Source organism: Ekhidna sp. (assembly GCF_039960695.1).
In the GTDB taxonomy this organism is placed as follows: domain Bacteria; phylum Bacteroidota; class Bacteroidia; order Cytophagales; family Cyclobacteriaceae; genus Ekhidna.
The window spans coordinates 87835-110855 of record NZ_JBDVKP010000010.1 but is presented as its reverse complement, the minus strand read 5'-3'; the positions used below and the strand labels follow the sequence as shown (position 1 = coordinate 110855).

Below are 23021 nucleotides of genomic sequence, written 5' to 3'. Positions count from 1 at the left end.
AATTCACTACGTAAACAATACTAAGATGCCCTCAAATAAGTTGAAAATCTTCCTACAATTCATGTTTTTTACTGGAAGTATCCATGCTGCGGCACAGAGCATCAGTGGTCCTACTGCTGTAGGATCTGGAGACACAGAATACTATTCAATTTCTGGTGTAGATGCGAATTTACCTAATTGGACAGTGACTTCAGGGGCTTCCATTGATAGCCAGTCTAGTTTTTGTATTGGCGGAGATTACTGTGCAACAATAGACTTCACTTCTTCAGGATACAAGACCATTACGTTTAAAGATGGGAACTCCACAATTGCCACTTTAAGTGTTACAGTATCGCCTCCTCCTCCTGCACAACCCAGCGCCACAACTACGACTAGTCATCCATGGTGCGGCTCCACTACCATCACCAGAACCAACGGCCCGCCAGCAGGTGTAAGATGGTACTGGCAGACCACAGCTTCTGGTACGTCCACATTGTTAGGATATGGTTCTAACATCACACGTGACAATTCGGGGCCTATTTATCTTCGTGCAAGAACTGCCTCTGGCCCCTATGCATGGAGTGATTTTTCGCAAAACATTTCCTACCCTTATAGTAGTATCATTCCGTCATTAGCAAGTGGTTCAAATCAATCAAGATGTGGTACAGGAAGCGTAACGCTAACAGCTAGTCCAGGAAGCAATGGTAATACCATTCGGTGGTATACGGCTTCATCAGGTGGTTCGCTCGTACACACAGGAACTTCATTTACTACACCAAGTTTAAGTGTAACTAAAAATTATTACGCAGCGACTTATAACTCCACTACTAAGTGTATCGATTCAGATCGAAAACTCATTAAAGCGATTATTAACCCTATTCCTTCATTAGCAAGTGGTTCAAATCAATCAAGATGTGGTACGGGAAGCGTAACGCTTACAGCTAGTTCAGGAAGTAATGGAAATACAATTAGGTGGTACAGTGCTTCTTCAGGTGGAAGTGTATTACACACTGGATCAAGTTTCACTACTCCAAGCCTGAGCTCAAACAAAACTTACTATGCAGCCAGTTACAATTCATCAACTGGCTGTCAGGACAGTGATCGTAAAGCAATTACAGTAATTATAAATCTGATTCCATCTCTGGCTAGCGGTATTGGTAATGACAGATGTGGAACCGGAACTGTGACCTTAAGTGCCGCACCAGGTAGCAATGGAAACTCTATTCGCTGGTACAGTGCTGCTTCTGGAGGTTCATTACTCCATACTGGCACAAGTTTAACAACGCCAGCTATCAGTTCATCAACAACCTACTATGCGGCCAGTTATAACTCTACAACCGGATGTACTGATACAGACAGAAAAGCTCTCACCGCAACCATAAATCCTGTGCCATCATTGGCTAGTGGAAACGACAATGATCGGTGTGGTTCTGGTGTAGTAACACTCACTGCCACACCTGGAAATAATGGTAATACCATAAAGTGGTACTCGACCGTAGGAGGAGGGACAGCACTTCATACAGGTACTTCATTTACAACACCATCTTTGAGTTCAAACACTACATATTATGCCACGTCGTTTAATTCTGCGACGCTATGTGAGGATACCCAACGAATAGCTATCACTGCTGTAATTAATCAAGTCCCTTCATTTGCAGGTGCCGGCGATCAGACAAGATGTGGAACTGGTACAGTAACGTTGAGCGGACTTCCAGGGAGTGGGGGTAATACCATTAGATGGTATGATTCAGCAACAGGAGGAACTCTTCTTCATACTGGAACTACTTATACAACACCTTCTTTAACGACCACAACAACCTATCATGCGGCTTCCTATAGTAACGTCACGGGTTGTGAAGATGCAGATAGACTGAGTGTAGATGCCATTATATCTGAAGGCACTAATCCAGGGACTCTATCTGGAGCTACGGAAAAATTTGGAGTTGCGTCTGGAACTGTAACTCTTGGAGGTACAATCATAGGTGATGTTACCAAATGGCAATACAAGACTACTGGAGCCTGGATAGATACGTTAGTGACAACTACATCATTGAATTATGTGAATATCCAGCAACCAACTCAATTTCGAGTTATGGTAAAAAACAATGTTTGCGACGAACTACCTAGTAATGCTGTATTAATTGATATCTTGAATGTTCCTGAATTAGACCTGGGAGTTTCTCAGTCATTGAGGCCTGCAGGTAGCACCACGCTGGAAACAACTGGTGGTCATTCAAATTATCGCTGGTTTAGAGATAGCATCGAAATCCAGAACGGAAGCAGCAATCAATTGGTGGTCGATAAGCCGGGGACATATAAAGTAACAGTAACCGCCACTGGAGGAGATACCTCCACCACTGGAGACGCTGTAATAAGTAGCCAATTAGCGTTTAATCTAAATGCAGTTCTTACTTACTTCTATAAAACGCCAACAACCTCCGTTGACGATCCATTTACTTACAACTTATATGAGCAATCCATTTCAGTACAGATTTTAGATGGAATCGGCAGACCGTTGCAGCAAGTTTCACTCAATGCGTCACCTTTAGAAAAAGATGTGGTAGTCCCTTTCGAATATGATGAATACGGAAGAAGCACAAAAAACCATTTGTCTTATGTTGATGGTGTAAATGCCATTTTTAAAACTGACGCCTTAACCAATCAAACAAGCTTCTATGCCGGCCTCAAAGGAACGGATAAAGCCTATTCTGAAACCTTTTTTGAGCCATCTCCATTAAATAGACCGCTGGAACAAGGAGCTCCTGGTTCGGCCTGGCAGTTGGGACAAAACACAGTGAAGTTTCAGTATGACATTGCAGACTCAGCAGAAGTACTTAAACTTGATCATGAGGTGTTGCTTGGTAGTTCGTCCGCGGTGTATGGACCAGATGAAATTTACAAAAACACCACCACCGATGAAGATGGCAACCAGACCATAGAATATACCAACAAGCAAGGCCAGACCATCGTAAAGAAATCACAAGTTGATGGTAGCACCTGGGCAGAAACCCACTACATCTATGACATCTATGGCCAGCTGTCAGCAGTGTTGCCACCGGAGGCGGTCGCACAGCTGAGCACCGGATTCTTTGGGCAGAGCGAACAAACCAGAAAGGATTTCCTCAATACCTGGGCGTTCCTGTACGATTACGATGGACGCAACCGGATGATCATGAAGAAAGTGCCTGGGGCAGACAGTGTCTTCATGGTGTACGATACCTGGGACAGACTGGTGCTTACGCAGGATGGGGTGCAACGCCAAAACAGCGAATGGCTGTTCACCAAGTATGATCAGCTGAACCGGCCGATCATCACCGGACAGATGACAGGCGGAAGCGAAGCAGCTGAACGAACCGCAGTGGCAGCTTCCACTGTACGATTCGACACACTCAATACCTCATTGACCAATGAGTACAGCAATCAGTCGTATCCAACCACAGGCATCGATGAATACCTGACGGTTACCTATTACGATAACTACGACTGGGACACTACAGGACTTTCCTTTACCAACCCTATTGGTTTAACAATGAATGCGGCAGTCAAAGGACAGGCGACAGGTACGCTGACGAAGACTGGCAGCGGTATTGGCTCCCTCCCCGAGGGATGGATCAAGAGTGTCAGCTACTACGACGACCGCTACCGCCTGATTCAATCGCAAAGCACCAACCACCTGGGAGGTACCGACGTAGTGACCAACCACTACGACTTCATCGGCCAAGTGACAAGGACCATCAGTTCGCACAACGATGGGGCAAAGACGACTGAGATTGCAAGGACATTTGACTATGATCATGCCGGTAGACTCCTAAATACTCATCATGAATTGTCAGAAGATGTAGCTTGGACAGATTTGGAAGGCACAGTTGCAGATGGCAATGAGTTGGAAAAAACAAATACAAGCGGATGGGGCAATGGTGGAGCAGCGAGCACCCAGATGATTGGAAATGGAAAAGATGGCAAGCTGGAATTTGATATCGAAAGCAACTATGCAGTGTTCCTTGGATTTTCTGAGACCAATGCCAATGCGAATTTCAGCACCATAGATTATGCGGTGTATGTGAAAGGAGATTGGAATCTAGCCATTTTTGAAAACGGAAACAATCTGGGTATTGTTGGTACTTACACGGCTGGTGATGTGATAACCATTGAACGAGTGGCAGGAGTCGTTAATTACAAGAAGAATGGAACCGTACTCTTCACGTCCAGCAACCCTTCAATCGGATCGTTAATAGCTGATGTCGCGCTAAATGGTATCAACGACAAAATCGTTGGTGGCAAAATCACTTATGAAAAGATTTCTTTAGCAGAAAATCACTACAACGAACTGGGCGAACTGATAGAAAAAGACTTGCATGGGGGAGAGCAATCACTGGACTACAGCTACAACATACGTGGCTGGCTGACCAGCATGAATAGCAGTGACCTTTCTGCCTCACCGGATGGAGACTTGTTTGGGATGGAGCTGTTGTATGACACCCAGGACGGCTCGCTGAGCAATACGCAACAATACAATGGCAACATCTCCGCGATGAAGTGGTCCAATTACGATCCACAAGGAGAAAGCATTGATGAACGAGCCTATGCATTTGGTTATGACAAGCTCAACCGTCTGGAAGCAGCGAATCATTTTCAAGACAATGCTTCAACCAATAAATACGGCGTTCAAGGATTAAACTATGACCTGAACGGTAACATCGAAAGCCTGCAACGCAGGGCGCAGAGCACATCAGCCTTCATGGATGATCTGAGCTACACCTACACAGGGAATCAACTGCAAAAGGTGAGCGATGCAGCATCGGACACCACAGGATTTTACGATGGTTATACCGGAAGTATAGACTATGCCTATGATGCCAATGGCAACATGGTCAAAGACCGCAACAAAGGCATTGACTCGATCTATTACAACCACCTGAACCTACCGATTATCGTGGACTTTGAAAACCCGGGAGATAGCATTGTTTATCTCTATGATGCTGCAGGAATCAAGCTCCAGCAAACTGTCTACGACAGTGGAATTCAAGTGAAGGTGACTGATTATATAGGAGAGTTTATCTATGAAGATGGGGAGATTCAGCTGATTCAGCATGAGGAGGGAAGGATAGTTCCTGAAGTTGAAAAGATAGCTGAAGACATTGTTTGGACATTTGATTCAGATACAGAGGGATTTACTGCAACTGGTTCTATAAGCGGATTCCAACAAAATAATGGATCGATAGAAGGCACCATAGATGTAGGTGGAGCTGCCAATGGTGTTAATTCTACAACGAATTTAGATTTTGATGCTTCAGAATACAATCAAATACGTATTCGAATGGAAGTAAATTCCTCAGCTACAAATGCTAAAGTATATTTCAATAGAGCAGGAGAAAGTTGGAATTCTAATAGATCAAAATCTTTTTCCATAGAAACAGGTAATGGGTACCATGAATACGTGGTAGATATGGCAAGCTTAAATAATGATGGGAATCAGTACAGTGATTGGACCGGAATAATTAAGGAAATAAGGATTATTCCTGCTGAATATTATCCCGGCTCATTTAAGATTGATGAGGTGATGGTGACTGGTAATTCTGTTGTAGAGAACTACGACTACCAATACCACCTCAAAGATCACCTGGGCAATGTACGATTGACGTTCTCAACCACACCCGAGAACTATACGATGGTGGAAACCTTCGAGACAGGCGGAGGAAATGGGTTCCAAGATTTGCATATAGAGACCAAAACTCAAATGAATACTACGCAACCGTATGGAAGCAGTAATAAAGTTGAATTATTAACGAGTGGACAGACAGGTGCGATGATTTTTATTGGATTAAACAAAGGAGATACTATTGATCTCACAGTCAATGCCAATTTTGTTACCTACCCATCAGCAAATAATTTCTTATCTACAGTATATAATACGTTGTTCAATACATTCGATACCAATTTTGGAAGCGGGCAAGAAGGAGGAGTGTCTAGTACTTCAACGGTATTTGATGATGCACTCAGTAGCTCAGCTATGTCACAGAAAAGCAATGAGAATGCTCCACGTGCATTTTTGAATTACATCATCTTTGACAAAGAAATGTCCTACGTCACCGCAGGCTTCCAACAGATAAGTTCAGCGGCAAAAAGTACCGGACCTAATACGTCTGAAACGCTCAGCATCGATGACATCATAGCGGATCAGGAGGGGTATATTTTGGCGTATTTGAGCAACGAAAATCAAGAAGCTTTCACGGTTCATTTTGATGATTTTAGTGTGTATCACGGCAAGACGAATGTGGTGAGCACGCAGGACTACTATCCGTTTGGGCTGACGTTTAATGAAAGTAGTAGGACTGCATCTAAGCCTCAGAAGTTCCTATTGAGTGGTAATGAGAAACAAGAAGATTGGGGAGTAGGAGTCTTTGATTTCAATGCTAGAACATATGATGCTACAATAGGCAGGTTTTATAATGTTGATCCACTTTCCGATAAAAGGAGTTGGGTTAATCCATATAACTATGTCCAAAATAACCCTATGCTTAGAGTAGACCCAACAGGAATGATAGATTGGGTTGAAAATAAAGATGGTAAGATTTACTGGGATGAGAATGCTACTTCTCAAGAGACGACAAAGGAAGGTGAAAAGTATCTTGGTAAAAATGTAATTGTTGCCACTCATAATCGTGAGTCCAATGGATCAGAAGAAATAAACTCAGCCCAATATGATTTATACTTAGAAAGTGATAAGACAGGACCTTCAGCAACAATGGATGGAAGTACAGTTTCAGCAGATATTTCTGAATATGGGACATTAGCTGAAGGAGTTTATGACGCAAAGGCAGCTACTAGAGGTAATGGTGAAGATGCAATTCTTGTAAATGAGGGAGGTGATCTACCTACGACAAGTGGAAATCCTAATAACCCAGCAAATGATGGTAAGCCTGAATCAGAACACATAATGAATGCCATTTGGCTGCATTCAGGAAATAGTGCTAGAAAAAGTCTTTCCACTTTTGGTGGTGATGCAATTTCGGCAGGGTGTTTGACAGGACCTAGTTGTTCAGGAAGTAAAGCAACCTTTAATTCATTTATGGATTCCGCTAAAGACTTCAATGGTAAACTATATTTGAGGGGTAAACCATCTCAGTCGACTCAGAAATCTCAAGCTACAACTAGGACACATAAGTTTACAAGAATAGATGGCAAACTAAGAATAGTTCCAAAAACAAAATAAGATGAAGATATTACCATTTCTAATAGTACTGTTGATAGCTACCAGTTGTATAGGACAGGATGAAAAAGCATTAGTTGGAACTGTGTGGGAGTACTCATTCAGTTCAGATCAAAATGACTATATAAAATTCTCTTCTGAGAATAAATTTGAATCTTATAGTGCTGAAAGTGGAAGAACCCAGTTGGGAGTTTATTTCATATCCAATGATACTTTAAATCTGGTAGTGACTCATGAAATACCAAATGATAGAAGATCAGTAGGAAAACATACTAGAGCAATAATTTCAGAAGGTTCACTTAGATATATATCCTTTGATAGGATTAAGCGGGATAAGTGGGAATCAAGCGATTTTATGTTTGATCCTGAATATGTTTTGAAGAAAAAAGAATAGTTGAACTTGGTGATGGAATATTTACAGAACTTTCTGATGAGTCGTCATTAACAACTGGTAGATATATCCAAGATGAGGATGGTAATGTTGAAATCTGGATAGAAGAAAATAGTATTGTTAATCCTATTTCTGTAATAGCAACAATAGCACATGAGCTTAGTCATTACAAGCTACTCTATGAAAAAAATCTAGTTGAAAATGATGAGTATTTAACGGATATTCTAACTATTTTCTATGGTCTGGGAATATTCGGTGCTAACTCTTCAATTACCTCAATGAATACTTGGACTACAGGAGCTGGAAGCGGCTGGAAGGTATCTGGAGGTGAAGGATATTTACATTATAGAGTTTGGGCCTTTTGTTTAGCTAAACACTCAGTGTTGCGGGGAGAACACATGCCTAGTTGGATCAATTTCTTGAACAGTGATGTTAAGAAATCATTTATGAAAAGTATGAAATATTTGCAGACCGGTGAGTGATAAAAAGTTCGGTGACCTATTTGATTTACTTGTCTCTATTGTCTTAATGATAATTGGGATTTATCTAATTGCATCTAATAAATCAGTTCTGGCGGTAGATCATTTATTTGAAAAGCCCACTGTATATGGAGGTGGTTTAGTGATCTTTTTAAGTCTCGTATTCCTAATACTGTGGTATAACTCAATATCACCATTTAGTACTTTCAAAAAGTTCTTCCAGCGTAAATCTAGAATTAAGAAGAAGTAAGAAATATAAACCCACCTTCTTCACCGTTGGTGGTTTTTTTGGTTTTAGGTGGTGGGGCGCTTTACTAGAAGAAGTTCAAATATTAATACGTTAAGAAGAATATGATATCTTGGTAGTGAAATGGAGTTTAAGTTCGAAGACATAGATTTTGAAGAGCTAGAGTTACCTCCTAGTAGCTATGGTACTTTATACTTCTCAGCTACCGCAAGTCTTCCAGCTAGGGATGTGTGATGGCATGACTTGTGGCTAAGAAATACAAACCCACCTTCTTCATCGTTGGTGGTTTTTTGGTTTTAGGGGGTGGGGGTAAATTGTGGTGATGTTGGAATTGGACAACCTAGATATTGATGAAAAAGTAGATTACCTGACTAATACACAATTGGGTGATAATGTTGAAGCAATCAATCAAATTGTAGATTTGATCTCTTCAACTAATGATGCTAGGGTAAGGAATTCAGGAGCACTTGCCTTAATGACGGCTACCTCTAAGCAAGATGAGATAAAAAAATCATTGTTCAATATTCTGAAAAAACATGACGATTCAGACAATTTTGGGACTTTGGTTTATGCATGTAGTGGTTTCGATTTTTCAAATGAGGTCAAGTATTTTATAAACCTTGCATTAACTGGTAATGCGGAAGTTAGAATGAGTACTGGAAGTGTTCTTAAGAAGATGAAAATGCTCAGTGATAATGATTTGGATTCAGCAATGAAAGAAGCAGATAAGATTGCCACCAGTGGTAAGGAGTTTAGCAAAGAAGATTACTTCAATCTAATTTCGTTTTTGAAGAGCAAAATGAATTGATAGCAATACACACACACCAAACCCACCTTCTTCATCGTTGGTGGGTTTTTTGGTTTTAGGGGGTGGGGTTAAATTGTGAGCTATTATGACAGCTAGGAAATTTGAGATAGAGTTAATTGGAGAGATATTCCATCCTGATAATGATAATATTGATGTTTTTGTAAGATTTGATAATGGAGAAGAATTTGTTGGATCATTTTTTACATTGAATAATATCCAAGAGCTGATGAAGCAGAAAAATTTGTCAAGAGAAAATGTAAATGGACTTTATTTCTGGTCTAGTGATTTGATAATAATAGAAGAATTAAGTGAAGAGAATATTGAGTTATCAATTTATGATATGTTGAAAGAAGGTGGCTTTTATTCAGCCTTCTCACCAACTAATAAGTTAGCTTATGATAGAGTTCAGAAAGAAGCACCTGTTTCTTTAAACGATAATTAGATTTCATATGAAATATTACCTATCATCGATACTGACTATTTGGATTGTCACAACCCTTGCTCAAGATAACGTAGTTCTAACTCAAAGATTTAATATTGGAGAGACATATAGATTTGAAATAATAAGAGGTAATGAGGACTCAAGAAATCCAAGTAGTAAAGATGCATTCTCAATCACAAGTGCTTCAGCCACAGTGGAAAACGGTATTGATGGCAATAGAATTGTGAAGTTTCAGTACGGAGAAACAAGAATGGTTGGAATAGAAATGCCTCCAGATGTCCTTGAGCAATTCAAAAGTCAGGATGTATATTATGGAATTGAATTATCGCTGATTGTAGATAGTGAAGGAATTTTTTATGAATTGGAAAACTACAGTAGCGCAAAGGATCAGCTTGAAAAAGCGATGATGAAAATTTATACTGGAAGAAGTTTTGATGAGGCAACAATTAATAAGATAAAACGCCAGCTAGCCACTACTTACGAGACTGAAGAAAAGTTGATTGATACTTACTTTCCAGAACTTTCAATCTACTTTAATGCTTTTGGGAATACCTATACAATTGGGGAAGTTCAGCAATATGAATATGAAACAACCAATCCATTTGGTGGAGAGCCTTTTCCAATACAATCTAAATTAGAGCTTGAGGAAATGGATGGCATGATTGCTGTGATTAGGGGTAAGGAAACAATCAGACCAGATGATTTGAATAGAGTATTGAAATCAACATTCAGGAAATTAGCTGAATCAAATCGTCAGGGATTTGATGAGAGAGAAATACCAGAGTTCACTATGGAATCTACTACAGAAATGAAGTATGATACAGCCAGTAACAAGCTCTTTTATGTATCAGTAGTAAAGAATATTAACGCTTCTGGAGTGAGTCAGAAAATTACAACAAGGATTAAAATGATAGATTAGGTGGTGGGTTTTTTGGTTTTAGGGGGTGGGGTTAAATTGTGGTGATGAACTTCAGACAATTTGTGGATTACACGGGAGACTCAAATATCAAGTCCTATAGTTTTAATAACGGGATTTTGAGGGTCGTTGCCTACATAGATGAGTTTGAAAAGGATTACTTGCTTGAATTCAAAACTGATACCATAAGCATTGATTCTATAGAAGAACATGATGTAATGAGTACTCTAGTTCTGGAAGAAATTATGCATTAGAATTGTTGAAAAGAGATAATAACTTTAAAAGACAAGTACTTTTTCAAAGAATTCAATTTCGAACAGGAGCAAAAGAGTATTAGACATACTTCCATGAGAATATTTTTTAGTTACTTAATATTGGTTTTCCTTCTTTTAGGATGTGGTGTTGATAGGAAGGAAGAAGCTTCTTTTTTAAGAAACAATGTTGACAAGTTTGACGAACTCAGAGTTTTAATTGAGAATAAATATTCAGATCGAATAGCTAATTCTGGAAGACCAAGAATAGTTTTCAAAAACTGTCAAGAATTCGAAAAATCTAATGGTGATTTTGTTTGTGATGATTTTGAAATTTCATCATTGATGGAAGAATTGTCAATTGTGGATATCGCATTTGAGAGGAAGAAATGCAATCAAAATAATTTTTCTGAAGTCTATTTTCAAATGACAAAAGCTGGAGAGTATCCAGTTATATACTACTTATATGAGAGATGTGGAGCTGGAGATTTATTTGAAAGTAGGGATATATATTATGAACCCATAAATGAATATTGGGGACTATATATTGATTCCAATCTATTATAATTAGAATAGGTATTGTATCAAATCCCATCCTGCTTCATCGTAGAGGTTTTTGGTTTAAGAGAAGTGGGTAGATGGTTGATTTTGTTTGAAATACTGGCTATCTTATATAGTTTAAACTCACTGAAAACCAACCTATTATGAAAAATCTAGCAATTTTATCAATCCTTTTATCGGTCTTTGTGATGATTCAAGGATGCCAAAACACTTCCGAAGGCGCAGATGATGACGCTGCTGAAGGGCCTGTTATTTACAACCCTAACTCTACTTCTTACATAGAGTCTGTTCAGCAGTTGGTAGACGCGATGCTATATGGCGACAGCACCGCATTAATTGATTTGACCACTGATGACTTCCTTAGTATCTATGTAACCAATCCAATGGATACAGCCAGTAGGGAGGACTTTATCAAGGATTGGATTTCTTTCCAGACTTCACGGAGCAACCAGCAAAATGACCGATTAGCAGCTTCATCTTTGAAAGTAAATGAAGGAGATTACATCGGTGACTGGGTACAATATTGGGGTAACTATAGTGCTACCTTGGTAGACGCGGATACTTCATTGGTTATTCCTTATTTCTTAAACCTCCAATTAACTAACGGAAAGATAAGCAGGATGTACTCCTACTATGACAGAGTTCCAATCTGGCAAGCTGTTGGATATCAAATAACGCCCCCGGATCAATAGCACTTGTTCAGACACTCTTAAAACTAAATTGGAGCTTACCACAAGTTGTGAACTTTCGCCAGCTTAGGTAAGCTAAGGGTCACGTATCGGAATGTCACTTTTCACAACAAGCAGTAGACACTAGGCGTACGCATCAGCTACGCTTTTTTATTTTGAATTCATTAAAATAAAACATTTGCCTACGAACTTGGTGTTGACTTAGATTCTATCGCTGAATTGAATATTTTTGCACACTCATGCAGCGTCTTGTTTTCATACTTGTGTTTATAGGAATTTCTTCCATGGCTTATTCGCAAGTCAAAGTAGATGGGAAGGCTACGGGTAAGCATGCCAATGCAATTAACCGAGCTAAACAAACTAAACAAACAGCGAAGCAACGCAAAGAGCAATTAGAAAAGCTCGAACAGCAGGTGAAAGCACGAGAGCTCTATTCCCAGAAATTCGACAGCCTTAAAGCGGTTCAGTTGGATTCCATACAAATGGAAGAATTTTCAAAAGAAGATTCATTGGAGGTTTCAAGGGAAATTTTAGAGAGCGCCGGTTTTCCACCTGAATACAGCGAACTCATTCGAAATCCAATTGTACTGGAACCAGTCATAGATCCAGCCGATGCAGACAGCCTGGCATTGTTAGAAGCTACGAAAGTGCTGGAAGCAGAAGCCCGCAAGTTTTTACCTGATGACTTAGGAGCTCAGGAAGATCCCCTGAGCCAATTCACCAACCCGGCCGGTTCGTTGGCAACACTTCAGAAACCATCCAAACCAAATCCAAATTTGGTAAAGCCTGATCAAGCCAGAAAACTGTTTGAAAAGATAGATCCTGAGCAATTTCAGGAAGCACAGGCTGATATTCAGAAACTGAAAAAAAAGTATAGCAAGTTGCCAGATACCCGGTATCCGGAAGAAGGTACCAAGCGCAACTCATTGGAAGATATTCCCTTCAAAAAAAGGATTTATTTTGGTGGCAACCTTAGTCTTCAATCTACGGATCCTGTGATTATCAATACAAACCTCCAACTTGGATATTGGATCAATAAGAAGTGGCTGGGAGGAGTAGGCATAATTCTGAGAGAACAATTTGCGAATGACTCTACAAGTGCGCTGACAGGAGATGGCTATGGGTACAGTTTTTTCACACGTTATGAGATACCTAAAGGCTTTTTTGCCTGGGCAGAAGTAGAAAGACAGATCAATAAATCTTTCTTTAGTTCGGAAAGCCCCGTAAACCCGAAGTGGCAATCTGCCTATTTGGTAGGAGTGGGGAGGGAGTTTAAAATTGGAATCGTGCAAATGATGTCTCTTATCCTGTACGATTTCAATTATCAAAGTAATGACTTAAACGCTCGTCCGTTGGTGTTTAAATTAGGGGTAAGGTTTAGTAAGAAACCTGACTAAATTAAAAGTCGACACCTTTCAAGGTATACAGCGTGTGAACTGATTCGATCAATTTTTCCACATTGGTCACCTTTACATATCCTTGTGTATTAAGATATATCAATTATCTTTTTAAAAATTAAACGCTGATAGAATGCTTACACCACTGCAGAAACAAAAAATAACTCATTATTTTCATGTGGTTCTGGATCAGGACAGAAATGGAGTCCTGGAAGCCAATGACTTTATGGAGATTGGTGAATCGTTGTGTCTTCTTTGGATGTACAAACCTGATACCGTCGATTATACGAAGGTGATTGAACGAAGCGTGAAGAGCTGGAAGATGTTTCAGAAATACTTTGAACTCCAGGGTGGAGTGGCCAACGAAGAGCATTTCATTGAATTTTTTGATAACATGCTAAGCAAAGGAAATGAGCATATCTACAAAAGTTGGGTGGTTCACATGATCAGCTCAATCTTCGACGCATTTGATGTTAATAATGATGGAGTGATATCAGTGAATGAATACTCTGATATGTTCATGTGCTATCACATTCCTATTAAGCACTCTGCAAAGGCCTTCGTGAAACTAGATCGTGATGGCGATGATTTCATCACTAAAAAAGAATTGATGCATGCTGTAGATGAGTTCTTCAGGTCGAGCGACGAAAAATCACCAGGCAATTGGCTTTTTGGCTTCTGGGCAGATCGAGATTAAAAAAATAAACCCTGCCTTTCAGCAGGGTTCACACACCTAATCATATTAGAACACACGTGGCTCACCGCTAAGCCACATTTAGCTGGTTCATATAGATTTGACACTTTTCTTTCGGTCCGATATAAAGGATTTTCAAATTCTTTTTGACCACCCACTCGCCCGAGTTTGTTTTGGCAAGTTTCAACGCATCTTTCTTTGCAAATAGATTGAATAGATATCCCATAGCTTTTTAAATGTTTTATAATTTCAACTCAAAGGTGTATTTAAATACTACTATTATATATTGGTATTGTACCATATATAATAGTAAGCATTTTTACTACGAATTGTGATTATTTAACTATGAAATTGAATTATACTTAGATTAATCTACTTTTTGCTTAGGTAATCAAGCGTTAAGCCCATCATCGCTTTCATGCCAAGTTTCATTCCACTATCATCTACGTAGAAATCCGGAGTATGGTGTCCCGATACTTTCTTAGGATTTCTGTCTGGTGGACAGCCGCCTACAAAGAAGTACAGTCCTGGAATTTGCTCCTGGAAAAATGAAAAGTCTTCAGCTCCAGTAATTGGCTTAATGATCTCTACATTATCTGTACCAGCTGCACGTTTCAATGTAGGTAACATCTTCTCATATAAAGAAACTTCATTGTAAGTCACGGGATATCCTTCATCTATCCATACTTCGATCTCCGCATTATTGGATTCAGCAGTTTTGGTAGCTACTTCACGAATACGCTGTAAAATCTGAGTTCGCATTTCTGCATCCAATGTGCGTATAGTGCCAAGCATATACAGATCTTCTGGAATGATGTTATACCTCACTCCACCATGAATGGCGCCAATTGTAATGACTGCAGGCGCTTCTGTCAGCTGCATGTTTCTGCTAATAATCGTTTGCAGGTTATTGATAATCTGAGCGGCTGTTACCACCGGATCGATACCGTCCCACGGCGCTGAACCGTGTGCTTGCTTTCCTTTGATATCTATACGCATGGAATTAACTGCGGCCATAATTCCTTCTGGTCTTACTTTCAATGTTCCTACAGGTGTTTGCGCATTAATGTGCAAACCAAAAATGGCGTCTACATCGGGATTTTTAAGCACACCTTCCTTTACCATCAACTGAGCTCCACCTTCTTCACCTTTCGGTGCTCCTTCTTCTGCAGGCTGAAAGATAAACTTCACAGTACCTGGAACCTGATCTTTCATTTCCCACAGCATCTTGGCTACACCCAAAAGGATACCGATATGTGTATCGTGTCCGCAGGCATGCATCACGGGCACTTGGTCACCATTGTATTCGGCCATTTGCTTGGAAGCCCATGGAAGTTCTACCCGCTCTTTTACTGGCAGTCCATCAATATCGGCACGTAAGCCAACAACTGGACCCGGCTTTCCGCCTTTGAGAATAGCAACAACTCCAGTTTTGGCTACTCCTGTTTGTGGTTCATATCCTATTTCTGTTAATATTTCTGTGATTCGTTTCGCTGTTTCAAACTCACGATTGCTGAGTTCAGCGTTTTGGTGAAACCAATGCCGCCATTCTATTACATCTTTCTCTGTTTGAGCAACCATCTTCTCGATTTGCTTATCAAACTTTTGAGCGAATAAGACTGAAGTAATCAGCATTGAACATAAGGTTAGATAGGTTTTCTTCATGATATCTTTGGTTTTAAAACCATAAGTTACAACTCATCCTTTTATTTCTACAGTTCGGTAAAGCATATTAGTTGACGAGTGTCATCCGGTTCACTTTTGGCCTATGCTAAAAGTCAGACACATGAAGACACTTTTTATCCTAATCCTTGGGCTTACAATATTCAGCGCTAGTGGACAGGTTACCATTTCTGGTACTATCACAGAGAAATCGGGTGACCCTTTGCTCGGCGTGAATGTTTATCTAAAAGGCACCTATGATGGAGCCACTACCGATATAGAAGGGTCGTTTTCATTTTCTACTTCCGAAACAGATAGCCTTGTGCTCATTGCCTCATTCATTGGCTTTCATGAGGCGGTACTTCCACTTGAATCCATAAGTCAAAAACTCAAGATCGAACTAAAAGAAGAGGTGAGTGTACTGAATGCAGTAGTTATTACTGCTGGCTCATTCAACGCTTCGGATGAGAACAAACGTGAGGTGATGAAGCCGCTCGATATTGTGACGACTGCTGGTGCAACGGCCGATATTCCGGGTGCCTTAAATACACTCCCTGGGACACAGACCGTTGGAGAGACGGGGCGACTTTTTGTTCGTGGCGGCGATGGTCGGGAAACCAAGACATTCATAGACGGAATGCTGGTACACAGTGAATATGGACCTTCTGCACCAAATACGCCAAGTAGAAGTAGGTTTTCACCATTCATGTTTAAAGGCATGAGTTTCTCCACAGGTGGATACTCGGCAGAGTATGGCCAAGCGCTTTCATCAGCTTTAATTCTGCAATCAAAAGATGTAGCCGATAATAACCGGACAGATATCTCATTGATGTCGGTAGGTGCAGATATCTCAGTTACCAGAGCCTTTTCCAATAGCTCCATTGCAGGGAAAGTACAGTATACCAATCTGACCCCTTATTTTGAACTTGCTCCACAAAACCTGAATTGGGACAAAGCTCCAACTGGTCTGGATGGAAACTTTGCTTATCGACTTAAGACCAGCAAGACCGGACTTCTTAAGTTTTATACCAACCTCAGCACTTCTAGAATGGAGCTGTTTGAATCGGAAATTGGAAATCCGGAAGTTGAGCTCCCGGTTAATGTGGCTAATGACTATGGACACTTCAATGCCTCTTACCGCGAGTTGCTAAGTGAGAAATGGGGAATTAGAGGAGGCGTTTCTATGACGCAAAGCAAAGACTTTGCATCTATATCTGATATTAGCAGAAATCAGGAATTGCAAGGTGGACATTTGAAGGTAGTTGCAGATTATCAGCATTCAGATCGTTTGGCTATACTTTTTGGAAGCGAGGTACTCAAGCGAAAACTTGATCAAACATTGAATGATGGGATCGAGCCATTTGCTCAGGACTTTGAAGAAACGCTGTCGGCCTCTTTTATTGAGACTGAAGTCTTCACTTCATCCGCACTTGCTTTTAAAGGCGGGATGAGAATGGAACATAACAGCCTGAATGATGAAGTGACATTGGCGCCGCGCTTGTCTGCAGCTTATAAAACAGGAACAAGCAGTCAGATTTCATTGGCTTACGGCCGGTTTTATCAAGCACCTCAAAATCAAATCATCCTCACTAATCCAGTGGCAAAACCAGAGCAGGCGCAGCATTACATAGCCAATTATCAATGGATTAAAGGTGGTCACAGCTTTAGAATTGAAGCCTATGAAAAACGCTACGATGATTTAGTCAAATATGCCAATGTCTATGACCCCAGTACTTTCCAATTTGATGGAAATGGATACGCCAGGGGAATAGATCTGTTTTGGAGAGACAGCAAGACTTTCAAAAATATGGATTACTGGGTGAGCTATTCATTTCTACAAACAGAACGTGAACATAAAGACTTTCCGGGCTCATTTACTCCAGCCTTTGCGTCGGCTCACAACTTTTCTTTTGTGATGAAGAAATTCATAGAGGAGATAAGAACTCAAATTGGAGCTACATATTCATTCGGTAGTGGCCGACCCTACAATGATTTAAATAGCGAGCAATTTTTAGGAGGAAGGACGCCTGCTTACCATGACTTGAGCTTTAATGTCAGCTACCTCTACAGCAATCAAATAATAATACATGCAATGGTGAATAATGTATTCGGCTTCAATAATATCTACGGATATGAATTCGCGGACCAACCCAATAATGAAGGGTTTTATGCCAGTCGGGCGATTACACCTCCAGCTAAGCGATTCATTTTCCTGGGAGTGTTTATCACGCTCTCGAAAAATAAAGGAATTAATCAGTTACCAAATCTTTAAAATCAAATACAATTATCAATTATGAAAAAGAATCTAATACTATTACTAAGTGTACTTTGTGCCTCCCTCACATTCGCCAACGGACAGTTTGAAAAAGCCATGGGAAAAAATATACCGGCAATGTTTTCTGCAGAAAATCCGGAGGATCTACAGGCAGTGATCAACAACCTCAACCGAGTAGGCGAGGCAGAAGGTGATCGATGGGAGCCTTATTACTATGTGGCTTTTGGTTACATACGAATGAGCGAGATGTACGAAAAAGTAGAAGACAAAGACAAGTATTTGGATCTGGCGATGAAAGCCGTAGATCAGGGAGCTACCATAAAGCCAAACGATTCTGAATTGGAGTCTATGCGTGGCTATGTGAATATGATCAAGTTGACAGTAGATCCAGCCTCCAGAGGTATGACATACAGTGGGCTTGCTTTCGCCTCTTTTCAAAAAGCGATCGCATTGAATCCAGACAATCCACGCGCACATTTTTTGATGGGACGTATGCAATATGGTACCGCTCAGTTTATGGGTGGAGGTACAGATGAAGCATGTGGAAGCCTATTCAAAGCGCTTGTGATGTTTGATGAAGTGGAAAAATCCGAAAATCCGTTTGCTCCTAATTGGGGAAAAAATACAACCGAACGGACCATCAAGCAATTGTGCGAGAAAGGAAAAGGAGAATAAGTGATAAAAGCGGCGCAAGCCGCTTTTTTAGTTACCCAAACTGATCGCTAAGTTCATTAAGCTCATTCAGTAGCCGCATTTCTTTCTTAATCGCAGTGCGAATGGAATAAATGAAGATAGCTGCCGCTCCTAAGTAAGATATATCCAAAAGTATGACCTGATTGGTCGTGAAGTAATTGCTGAACTCCGGAGTGAGTAGGTAGAATCCAACCGTGTAAGCAATCAGAATGCTTATGGTAACTGGTCCATGAATTCGCTTACGATATTGATAAAATTTCACGGATGCTTCTTGCGTGGTTGCTGCGGACTCGCTGAAATCGATGCGTTTGGATTGATTTATACTATATAATTCAATGATAATTCGAAGGGCCAGTCCACCAAGCATTAGAAAAATACCTAATTGACTCAGGGCATTCTGCAACGGAGCTACAAACAGGAAAAAAGCACTGAGACCGATTAAGGTCAATGCTAAAACGGCAATGTTGCCAAGGTGCATATTGACTGCACTTTTCATCTTATTGCGAGCTAATTGAATTAGCTCCTTCGAGTCTGGAAGTGGCTTTTTTGTTTCATCTTTCGCCTCTTGCCATTTGTCTTTTAGGCTGTCTAGTGGATCACTCATTTTCTAATATCTTTTTAAGGTTCTTTTTAATTCTGTGAATTTTTACCCGGAGGTTTCCTTCGTTTATTCCCATTACATTGGCGATTTCCTCATATTCAAGCTCATCTAATACCATCATAATAATCAGTCTGTCCAACTCATTGAGTTGACCGATGGCTCGATAAAGTTCCTGATGTGGTTCTTCATTTGATGGGTTGAAATCTGTCGCTGAAGAGAGGTCTGTTTCGGGGTCTATTGAGACTGCTTTTTTTTGTTTGTTGTCGCGGATGTACTTCAAACAGGTATTTACAGTGATTCGATAGATCCAGGTTTTGTAGCTCGATGCTCCCTTGAATTTCTCCAACGAACGCCAGGTGTTGATAAATGACTCTTGTGTTAGGTCATTGGCCAGGTCAACATCACCTTTCATAAATCCCATACACATCTGATGTACCATTGAGTAGTAATCAGCGTGCAGGGATTCAAATAGCTGGGTGTTATTGGGCATTTTTTGTTAAGTAGCTATTAATCTGATTGTAAAGCCACTCTGGCTGATCATACATGATGAAATGTTTGCTATCATCCGCGATGTTAATGGTTTTGTTTTTCAAGTTAGCATATTGCTTTTCAAAGTTAGGAAGGACCATTTCCTTGCTTGGAAAGGCGGCACCTAAGATCAATACATCGGTGGTAATGTTTTCAAGCTGAGGACGCAAGTCCAACTTGAGCAGGTCGGTGTATCCATAGACATACGTCTTACGATCAGCTGCTATTGACCAGCTGGCAATTAATTCAACCTTATCTTCTTTGTTGGTCAAGTTGCGAGCCATCATCAAGGCTGTGTTTTTGAAACCATCTGCCGGCATGTTTAGCATCTGGTTATTGTAGGGGCTGTCGTATTGCAAGGAACTAGCAGGCACTCCTGGCATCATCAGCTCACGCATACATGAAAGAGCATCAACAATAATGAGCCCTTGCACATCCAGCTCAGCCGCTATTTCTGTGGCCAGGTTGCCACCCATGCTGTGACCGATCAATGTCAGGTTTGTCAACTTTTCTTCTTTGATATAATCAATAAGTGCTTGTTTGATTGGCGCATACCAGGGCGTGCCGATGGATTCCAGCCCGTTGAAGCCTGCATAAGAGACCACATGGGTTTCAAATGTTCCATTTAGGTTTTCAATGGTTTCATCCCAAACGGATCCGGGAGTGGTAAAACCCGGGAGGAAGACAATTGGATTTCCTTCACCACTTTTAATCACCTGAATGGGCGATTGGCTGAGGATTGGTTGTACGAGCAATAAAGTGCTAAGTATGAATAATATCTTTTTCATGATCTGTTTTGTTTAAAGTTTCCCCTTTGTTCCGGTTTGGCGAGGATTGTTACAGATGGATGAAAAAAAGTTTGAAGGTCTGTGAAAATAATGTAGAGATGAGGGCTATTAATGGGGGGGGTGGGGCGCTCAAGCCGCTGGGCTTTTCATTTTTGGCGAACAGATTCCAGCCTTGAGTTTTTGCTACTTTTTTACCGAAACGTCGGCCCGGCAATGAAAAAAGTAGGAATAGAAAACCTTTTTAAAGCCTTTCATTGTAAACCCATTGTATACCTCCAATCCTCCCATAAAACGTAACTGGTTATGTAGTATTGATTAGAAACGGAAGTAACTTCCGAATTAGTACCGGTGTTAATGGCATCTAATCCGTCCAAATGCCATCTTTATACAATTGATACCACTTGTGCAGATCTTCCTCATTGAAAAATCCCATCATTTTGAAAACTTCTTGTGCAAATTCTATGGGTGCGATTCCATTGGCAGTCACTACGTTATTATCTGAGATTGCCAGTGCATCCCTATAGTGTGTTTCACCAGTATAACTGGGAGCTATGCTTTTCAAATAATTCAGGTCATTACTTGTATGGGCAACTTCGTTTAATAGTCCCAGCTGACCCAGGAATGTGGTAGCGGCACAAATAGCGGCAACCGGTTTATTCAATGCGACTAGTTCTTTTATCAGGAATGCTATTTGTTTATCCCCTCCATTTTCCCAGTATGTTCCCCCAGGAAGAACCATTAGGTCAACATCTTCGGGATTTATACCACTGATTGTCTCATCGGGAACCACCGTAAGTCCGCCAATGCTTTTAACAAGTTCACCATCTTTTGAAAAGTAGATTAAATCTCCCAATTCACTTCGATTAATTTCGGGTGTCAGATAGGCTATTTCCCAATCGGAAAAGCCATCAAATAAGAACACAAAAATTTTAACATTTTCCATTTTTAAGCAATTAAGGACATAGAGATCAAAATTGTACCGAACCCTTACTAAGCGCAGGTATCGCCTACGCTTAATAAGAAATTTACACAACAATTGACTTATGCCAATTCAAAAAGCTGATCCATCGGTTTACGTACTTTCTTGCGACGCTGGGTCTCATCATTCGCTGAACGATAGCCAATGGGTGCAATCACAGAAGCGTTCATTCCAAGCTCGTCCAGACCCAGGATACGATTGTACGCATGCTTGTCAAATCCTTCCATCGGGCAGGCATCTATCTGTCGGTCTGCGCATGCAATGATCAGACTGTTTAGCGCAAGGTAGGTTTGCTTTTCCGCCCAACTTTTTCGTTCTGCAGATGTCTTATTGGCTATATCCGATTTGATAAACTCACCGTATTTTTTCAGCCCATTGGTGTCGGCGGTCCCTTGGGTATTGATGATCAATTGGATGTAATCATCCACATGCTGATCGTGGTTTACCGTATAGTTGCAAAAGATAAACAGGTGCGAGGCATCAGTAATTTGCGCCTGATCCCATGCAGCTTTTCGCAGCTCTTTTCGTATCTCCGGATTTTCGATGATCAACACTTTATACATCTGTAGTCCGTAAGAAGACACTGAAAGCCGGATGGCCTCCTTTAGAAAGTTTAAATCATTCGTCGATACCCTCCTGGAAGGATCAAAGACTTTGGTGGCATAGCGCCAATTGAGTTTGTCTAGTAAGTTCATTTGTTCTTTATTTTTTGTGTTTAGTGAATGTTTTGATAATAAAATCTTGCTGAAATCCGGTTTTGAGATAGAGCCCTTTTCCCATGTCGGAAGCTTGTAGGGTGGCATGTGCTGCACCTTTCATTCGTGCAATATTCAGCACGTGAATCAGTAATTCCTCTGCATAGCCCTTTCTACGCTGTGAAGGAATAACCCCCATGGAGTGAATGCCGGCAACCGTCGGGTTATCCATAAATAGCACAGCGGTACCTATAGGAGTTCCGTTATGTTTTCCTATGAAATACTCAATAAAATCCATCGTGCCGGACACTGCGTTGGCACTTATTTTATAGCCAAATGCTTCTTGAAAGAGTTGTGACCAGGTTTCGGCCATTGATGTACTCGTCACTTTCTCAATGACTACCCGCTCCACATAATGAGGCACATCTTCCAGGTGCATTGACATGGCTACTTGCATGAGCTTTTCTTCAAACCCACTGGCTTTAAGCATCAATGCCTGTTGTTCAATGTCCTTGCCCCAAATAGGAAGTGATAGTTGGTCCATGTTCCATTTGAGCTGAATATCCACAAGGGTTTGCATGTCCATTTGCTGAGTAAACCACAGTTTATTTGGCCATTCACCACTTTCAGCAATGCTGAGGTGATAGCCTGATTCTTCAATGTATTGTCCTGCAAGCTGACCTCCGGTCTTCCAGAGAGCAGTCAGGTTATTTGTGTTTGCTTTGATTAAGTCCAT

General features: G+C 40.7%; 21 protein-coding genes. 13 read left to right on the top strand and 8 right to left on the bottom strand.

Features of this window, described 5'->3' with window-relative positions:
- Nucleotides 1-25: 25 nt before the first annotated feature.
- From ABJG98_RS05925 to ABJG98_RS05875, 11 genes are all read left to right on the top strand, one after another.
- A complete protein-coding gene (locus ABJG98_RS05925) occupies nucleotides 26-7192 on the top strand; it encodes a DUF6443 domain-containing protein (protein ID WP_348278568.1) in 7167 nt (2388 codons plus the stop codon).
- Nucleotide 7193: 1 nt separating this feature from the next.
- Nucleotides 7194-7583, top strand: a complete 390-nt coding sequence (locus ABJG98_RS05920) for a hypothetical protein (RefSeq protein WP_348278567.1) — start codon at nucleotides 7194-7196, stop codon at nucleotides 7581-7583.
- A gap of 275 nt (nucleotides 7584-7858) precedes the next feature.
- Nucleotides 7859-8062, top strand: a complete 204-nt coding sequence (locus tag ABJG98_RS05915) for a hypothetical protein (protein WP_348278566.1) — start codon at nucleotides 7859-7861, stop codon at nucleotides 8060-8062.
- Between the two features lie 566 nt (nucleotides 8063-8628).
- Nucleotides 8629-9114, top strand: a complete 486-nt coding sequence (locus ABJG98_RS05910) for a hypothetical protein (protein ID WP_348278565.1) — start codon at nucleotides 8629-8631, stop codon at nucleotides 9112-9114.
- 85 nt (nucleotides 9115-9199) lie between these two features.
- Nucleotides 9200-9556, top strand: a complete 357-nt coding sequence (locus ABJG98_RS05905) for a hypothetical protein (protein WP_348278564.1) — start codon at nucleotides 9200-9202, stop codon at nucleotides 9554-9556.
- Between the two features lie 7 nt (nucleotides 9557-9563).
- Complete coding sequence (locus tag ABJG98_RS05900) at nucleotides 9564-10475, top strand: hypothetical protein (protein ID WP_348278563.1); 912 nt, start codon at nucleotides 9564-9566, stop codon at nucleotides 10473-10475.
- A gap of 44 nt (nucleotides 10476-10519) precedes the next feature.
- Entirely contained in the window at nucleotides 10520-10726 is a 207-nt protein-coding gene (locus ABJG98_RS05895; RefSeq protein ID WP_348278562.1) for a hypothetical protein, read from the top strand.
- A gap of 93 nt (nucleotides 10727-10819) precedes the next feature.
- A complete protein-coding gene (locus tag ABJG98_RS05890) occupies nucleotides 10820-11290 on the top strand; it encodes a hypothetical protein (RefSeq protein WP_348278561.1) in 471 nt (156 codons plus the stop codon).
- 137 nt (nucleotides 11291-11427) lie between these two features.
- Nucleotides 11428-11976 (top strand): hypothetical protein, encoded by a 549-nt coding sequence (locus tag ABJG98_RS05885; RefSeq protein WP_348278560.1) that lies wholly within the window; start codon nucleotides 11428-11430, stop codon nucleotides 11974-11976.
- A 236-nt stretch (nucleotides 11977-12212) separates the two neighbouring features.
- The gene (locus tag ABJG98_RS05880; protein WP_348278559.1) at nucleotides 12213-13370 is read left to right on the top strand and encodes a hypothetical protein; all 1158 of its coding nucleotides are present in this window, start codon (nucleotides 12213-12215) and stop codon (nucleotides 13368-13370) included.
- A gap of 133 nt (nucleotides 13371-13503) precedes the next feature.
- On the top strand, nucleotides 13504-14067 hold the full coding sequence (locus tag ABJG98_RS05875) for a hypothetical protein (protein ID WP_348278558.1): 564 nt from the start codon (nucleotides 13504-13506) through the stop codon (nucleotides 14065-14067).
- 67 nt (nucleotides 14068-14134) lie between these two features.
- On the opposite strand, the gene ABJG98_RS05870 is transcribed toward ABJG98_RS05875, so the two are convergent.
- Both ABJG98_RS05870 and ABJG98_RS05865 read right to left on the bottom strand, forming a co-directional pair.
- Nucleotides 14135-14290, bottom strand: coding sequence for a hypothetical protein (locus ABJG98_RS05870; protein WP_348278557.1), 156 nt, complete (start codon nucleotides 14288-14290; stop codon nucleotides 14135-14137).
- Nucleotides 14291-14436: 146 nt separating this feature from the next.
- Nucleotides 14437-15729 (bottom strand): amidohydrolase, encoded by a 1293-nt coding sequence (locus ABJG98_RS05865; RefSeq protein ID WP_348278556.1) that lies wholly within the window; start codon nucleotides 15727-15729, stop codon nucleotides 14437-14439.
- A 121-nt stretch (nucleotides 15730-15850) separates the two neighbouring features.
- Here ABJG98_RS05865 and ABJG98_RS05860 point away from each other — a divergent pair, with 121 nt between their 5' ends.
- Nucleotides 15851-17998: a TonB-dependent receptor gene (locus ABJG98_RS05860; protein WP_348278555.1), complete on the top strand. Its 2148-nt coding sequence runs from the start codon at nucleotides 15851-15853 to the stop codon at nucleotides 17996-17998.
- A gap of 21 nt (nucleotides 17999-18019) precedes the next feature.
- Nucleotides 18020-18676: a hypothetical protein gene (locus ABJG98_RS05855; RefSeq protein ID WP_348278554.1), complete on the top strand. Its 657-nt coding sequence runs from the start codon at nucleotides 18020-18022 to the stop codon at nucleotides 18674-18676.
- 31 nt (nucleotides 18677-18707) lie between these two features.
- On the opposite strand, the gene ABJG98_RS05850 is transcribed toward ABJG98_RS05855, so the two are convergent.
- The 6 genes from ABJG98_RS05850 to ABJG98_RS05825 all read right to left on the bottom strand — a co-directional run bounded on the left by ABJG98_RS05850 (nucleotide 18708) and on the right by ABJG98_RS05825 (nucleotide 23021).
- On the bottom strand, nucleotides 18708-19298 hold the full coding sequence (locus ABJG98_RS05850; RefSeq protein WP_348278553.1) for a hypothetical protein: 591 nt from the start codon (nucleotides 19296-19298) through the stop codon (nucleotides 18708-18710).
- Nucleotides 19291-19785, bottom strand: coding sequence for an RNA polymerase sigma factor (locus ABJG98_RS05845; RefSeq protein ID WP_348278552.1), 495 nt, complete (start codon nucleotides 19783-19785; stop codon nucleotides 19291-19293). Before ABJG98_RS05845 ends, ABJG98_RS05850 begins: the two co-directional genes overlap by 8 nt.
- Nucleotides 19775-20611, bottom strand: coding sequence for an alpha/beta hydrolase (locus ABJG98_RS05840; RefSeq protein ID WP_348278551.1), 837 nt, complete (start codon nucleotides 20609-20611; stop codon nucleotides 19775-19777). Before ABJG98_RS05840 ends, ABJG98_RS05845 begins: the two co-directional genes overlap by 11 nt.
- 361 nt (nucleotides 20612-20972) lie before the next feature.
- Complete coding sequence (locus ABJG98_RS05835) at nucleotides 20973-21554, bottom strand: type 1 glutamine amidotransferase family protein (protein WP_348278550.1); 582 nt, start codon at nucleotides 21552-21554, stop codon at nucleotides 20973-20975.
- A 98-nt stretch (nucleotides 21555-21652) separates the two neighbouring features.
- Nucleotides 21653-22285: an NAD(P)H-dependent oxidoreductase gene (locus tag ABJG98_RS05830; protein ID WP_348278549.1), complete on the bottom strand. Its 633-nt coding sequence runs from the start codon at nucleotides 22283-22285 to the stop codon at nucleotides 21653-21655.
- A gap of 7 nt (nucleotides 22286-22292) precedes the next feature.
- Entirely contained in the window at nucleotides 22293-23021 is a 729-nt protein-coding gene (locus tag ABJG98_RS05825; RefSeq protein WP_348278548.1) for a GNAT family N-acetyltransferase, read from the bottom strand.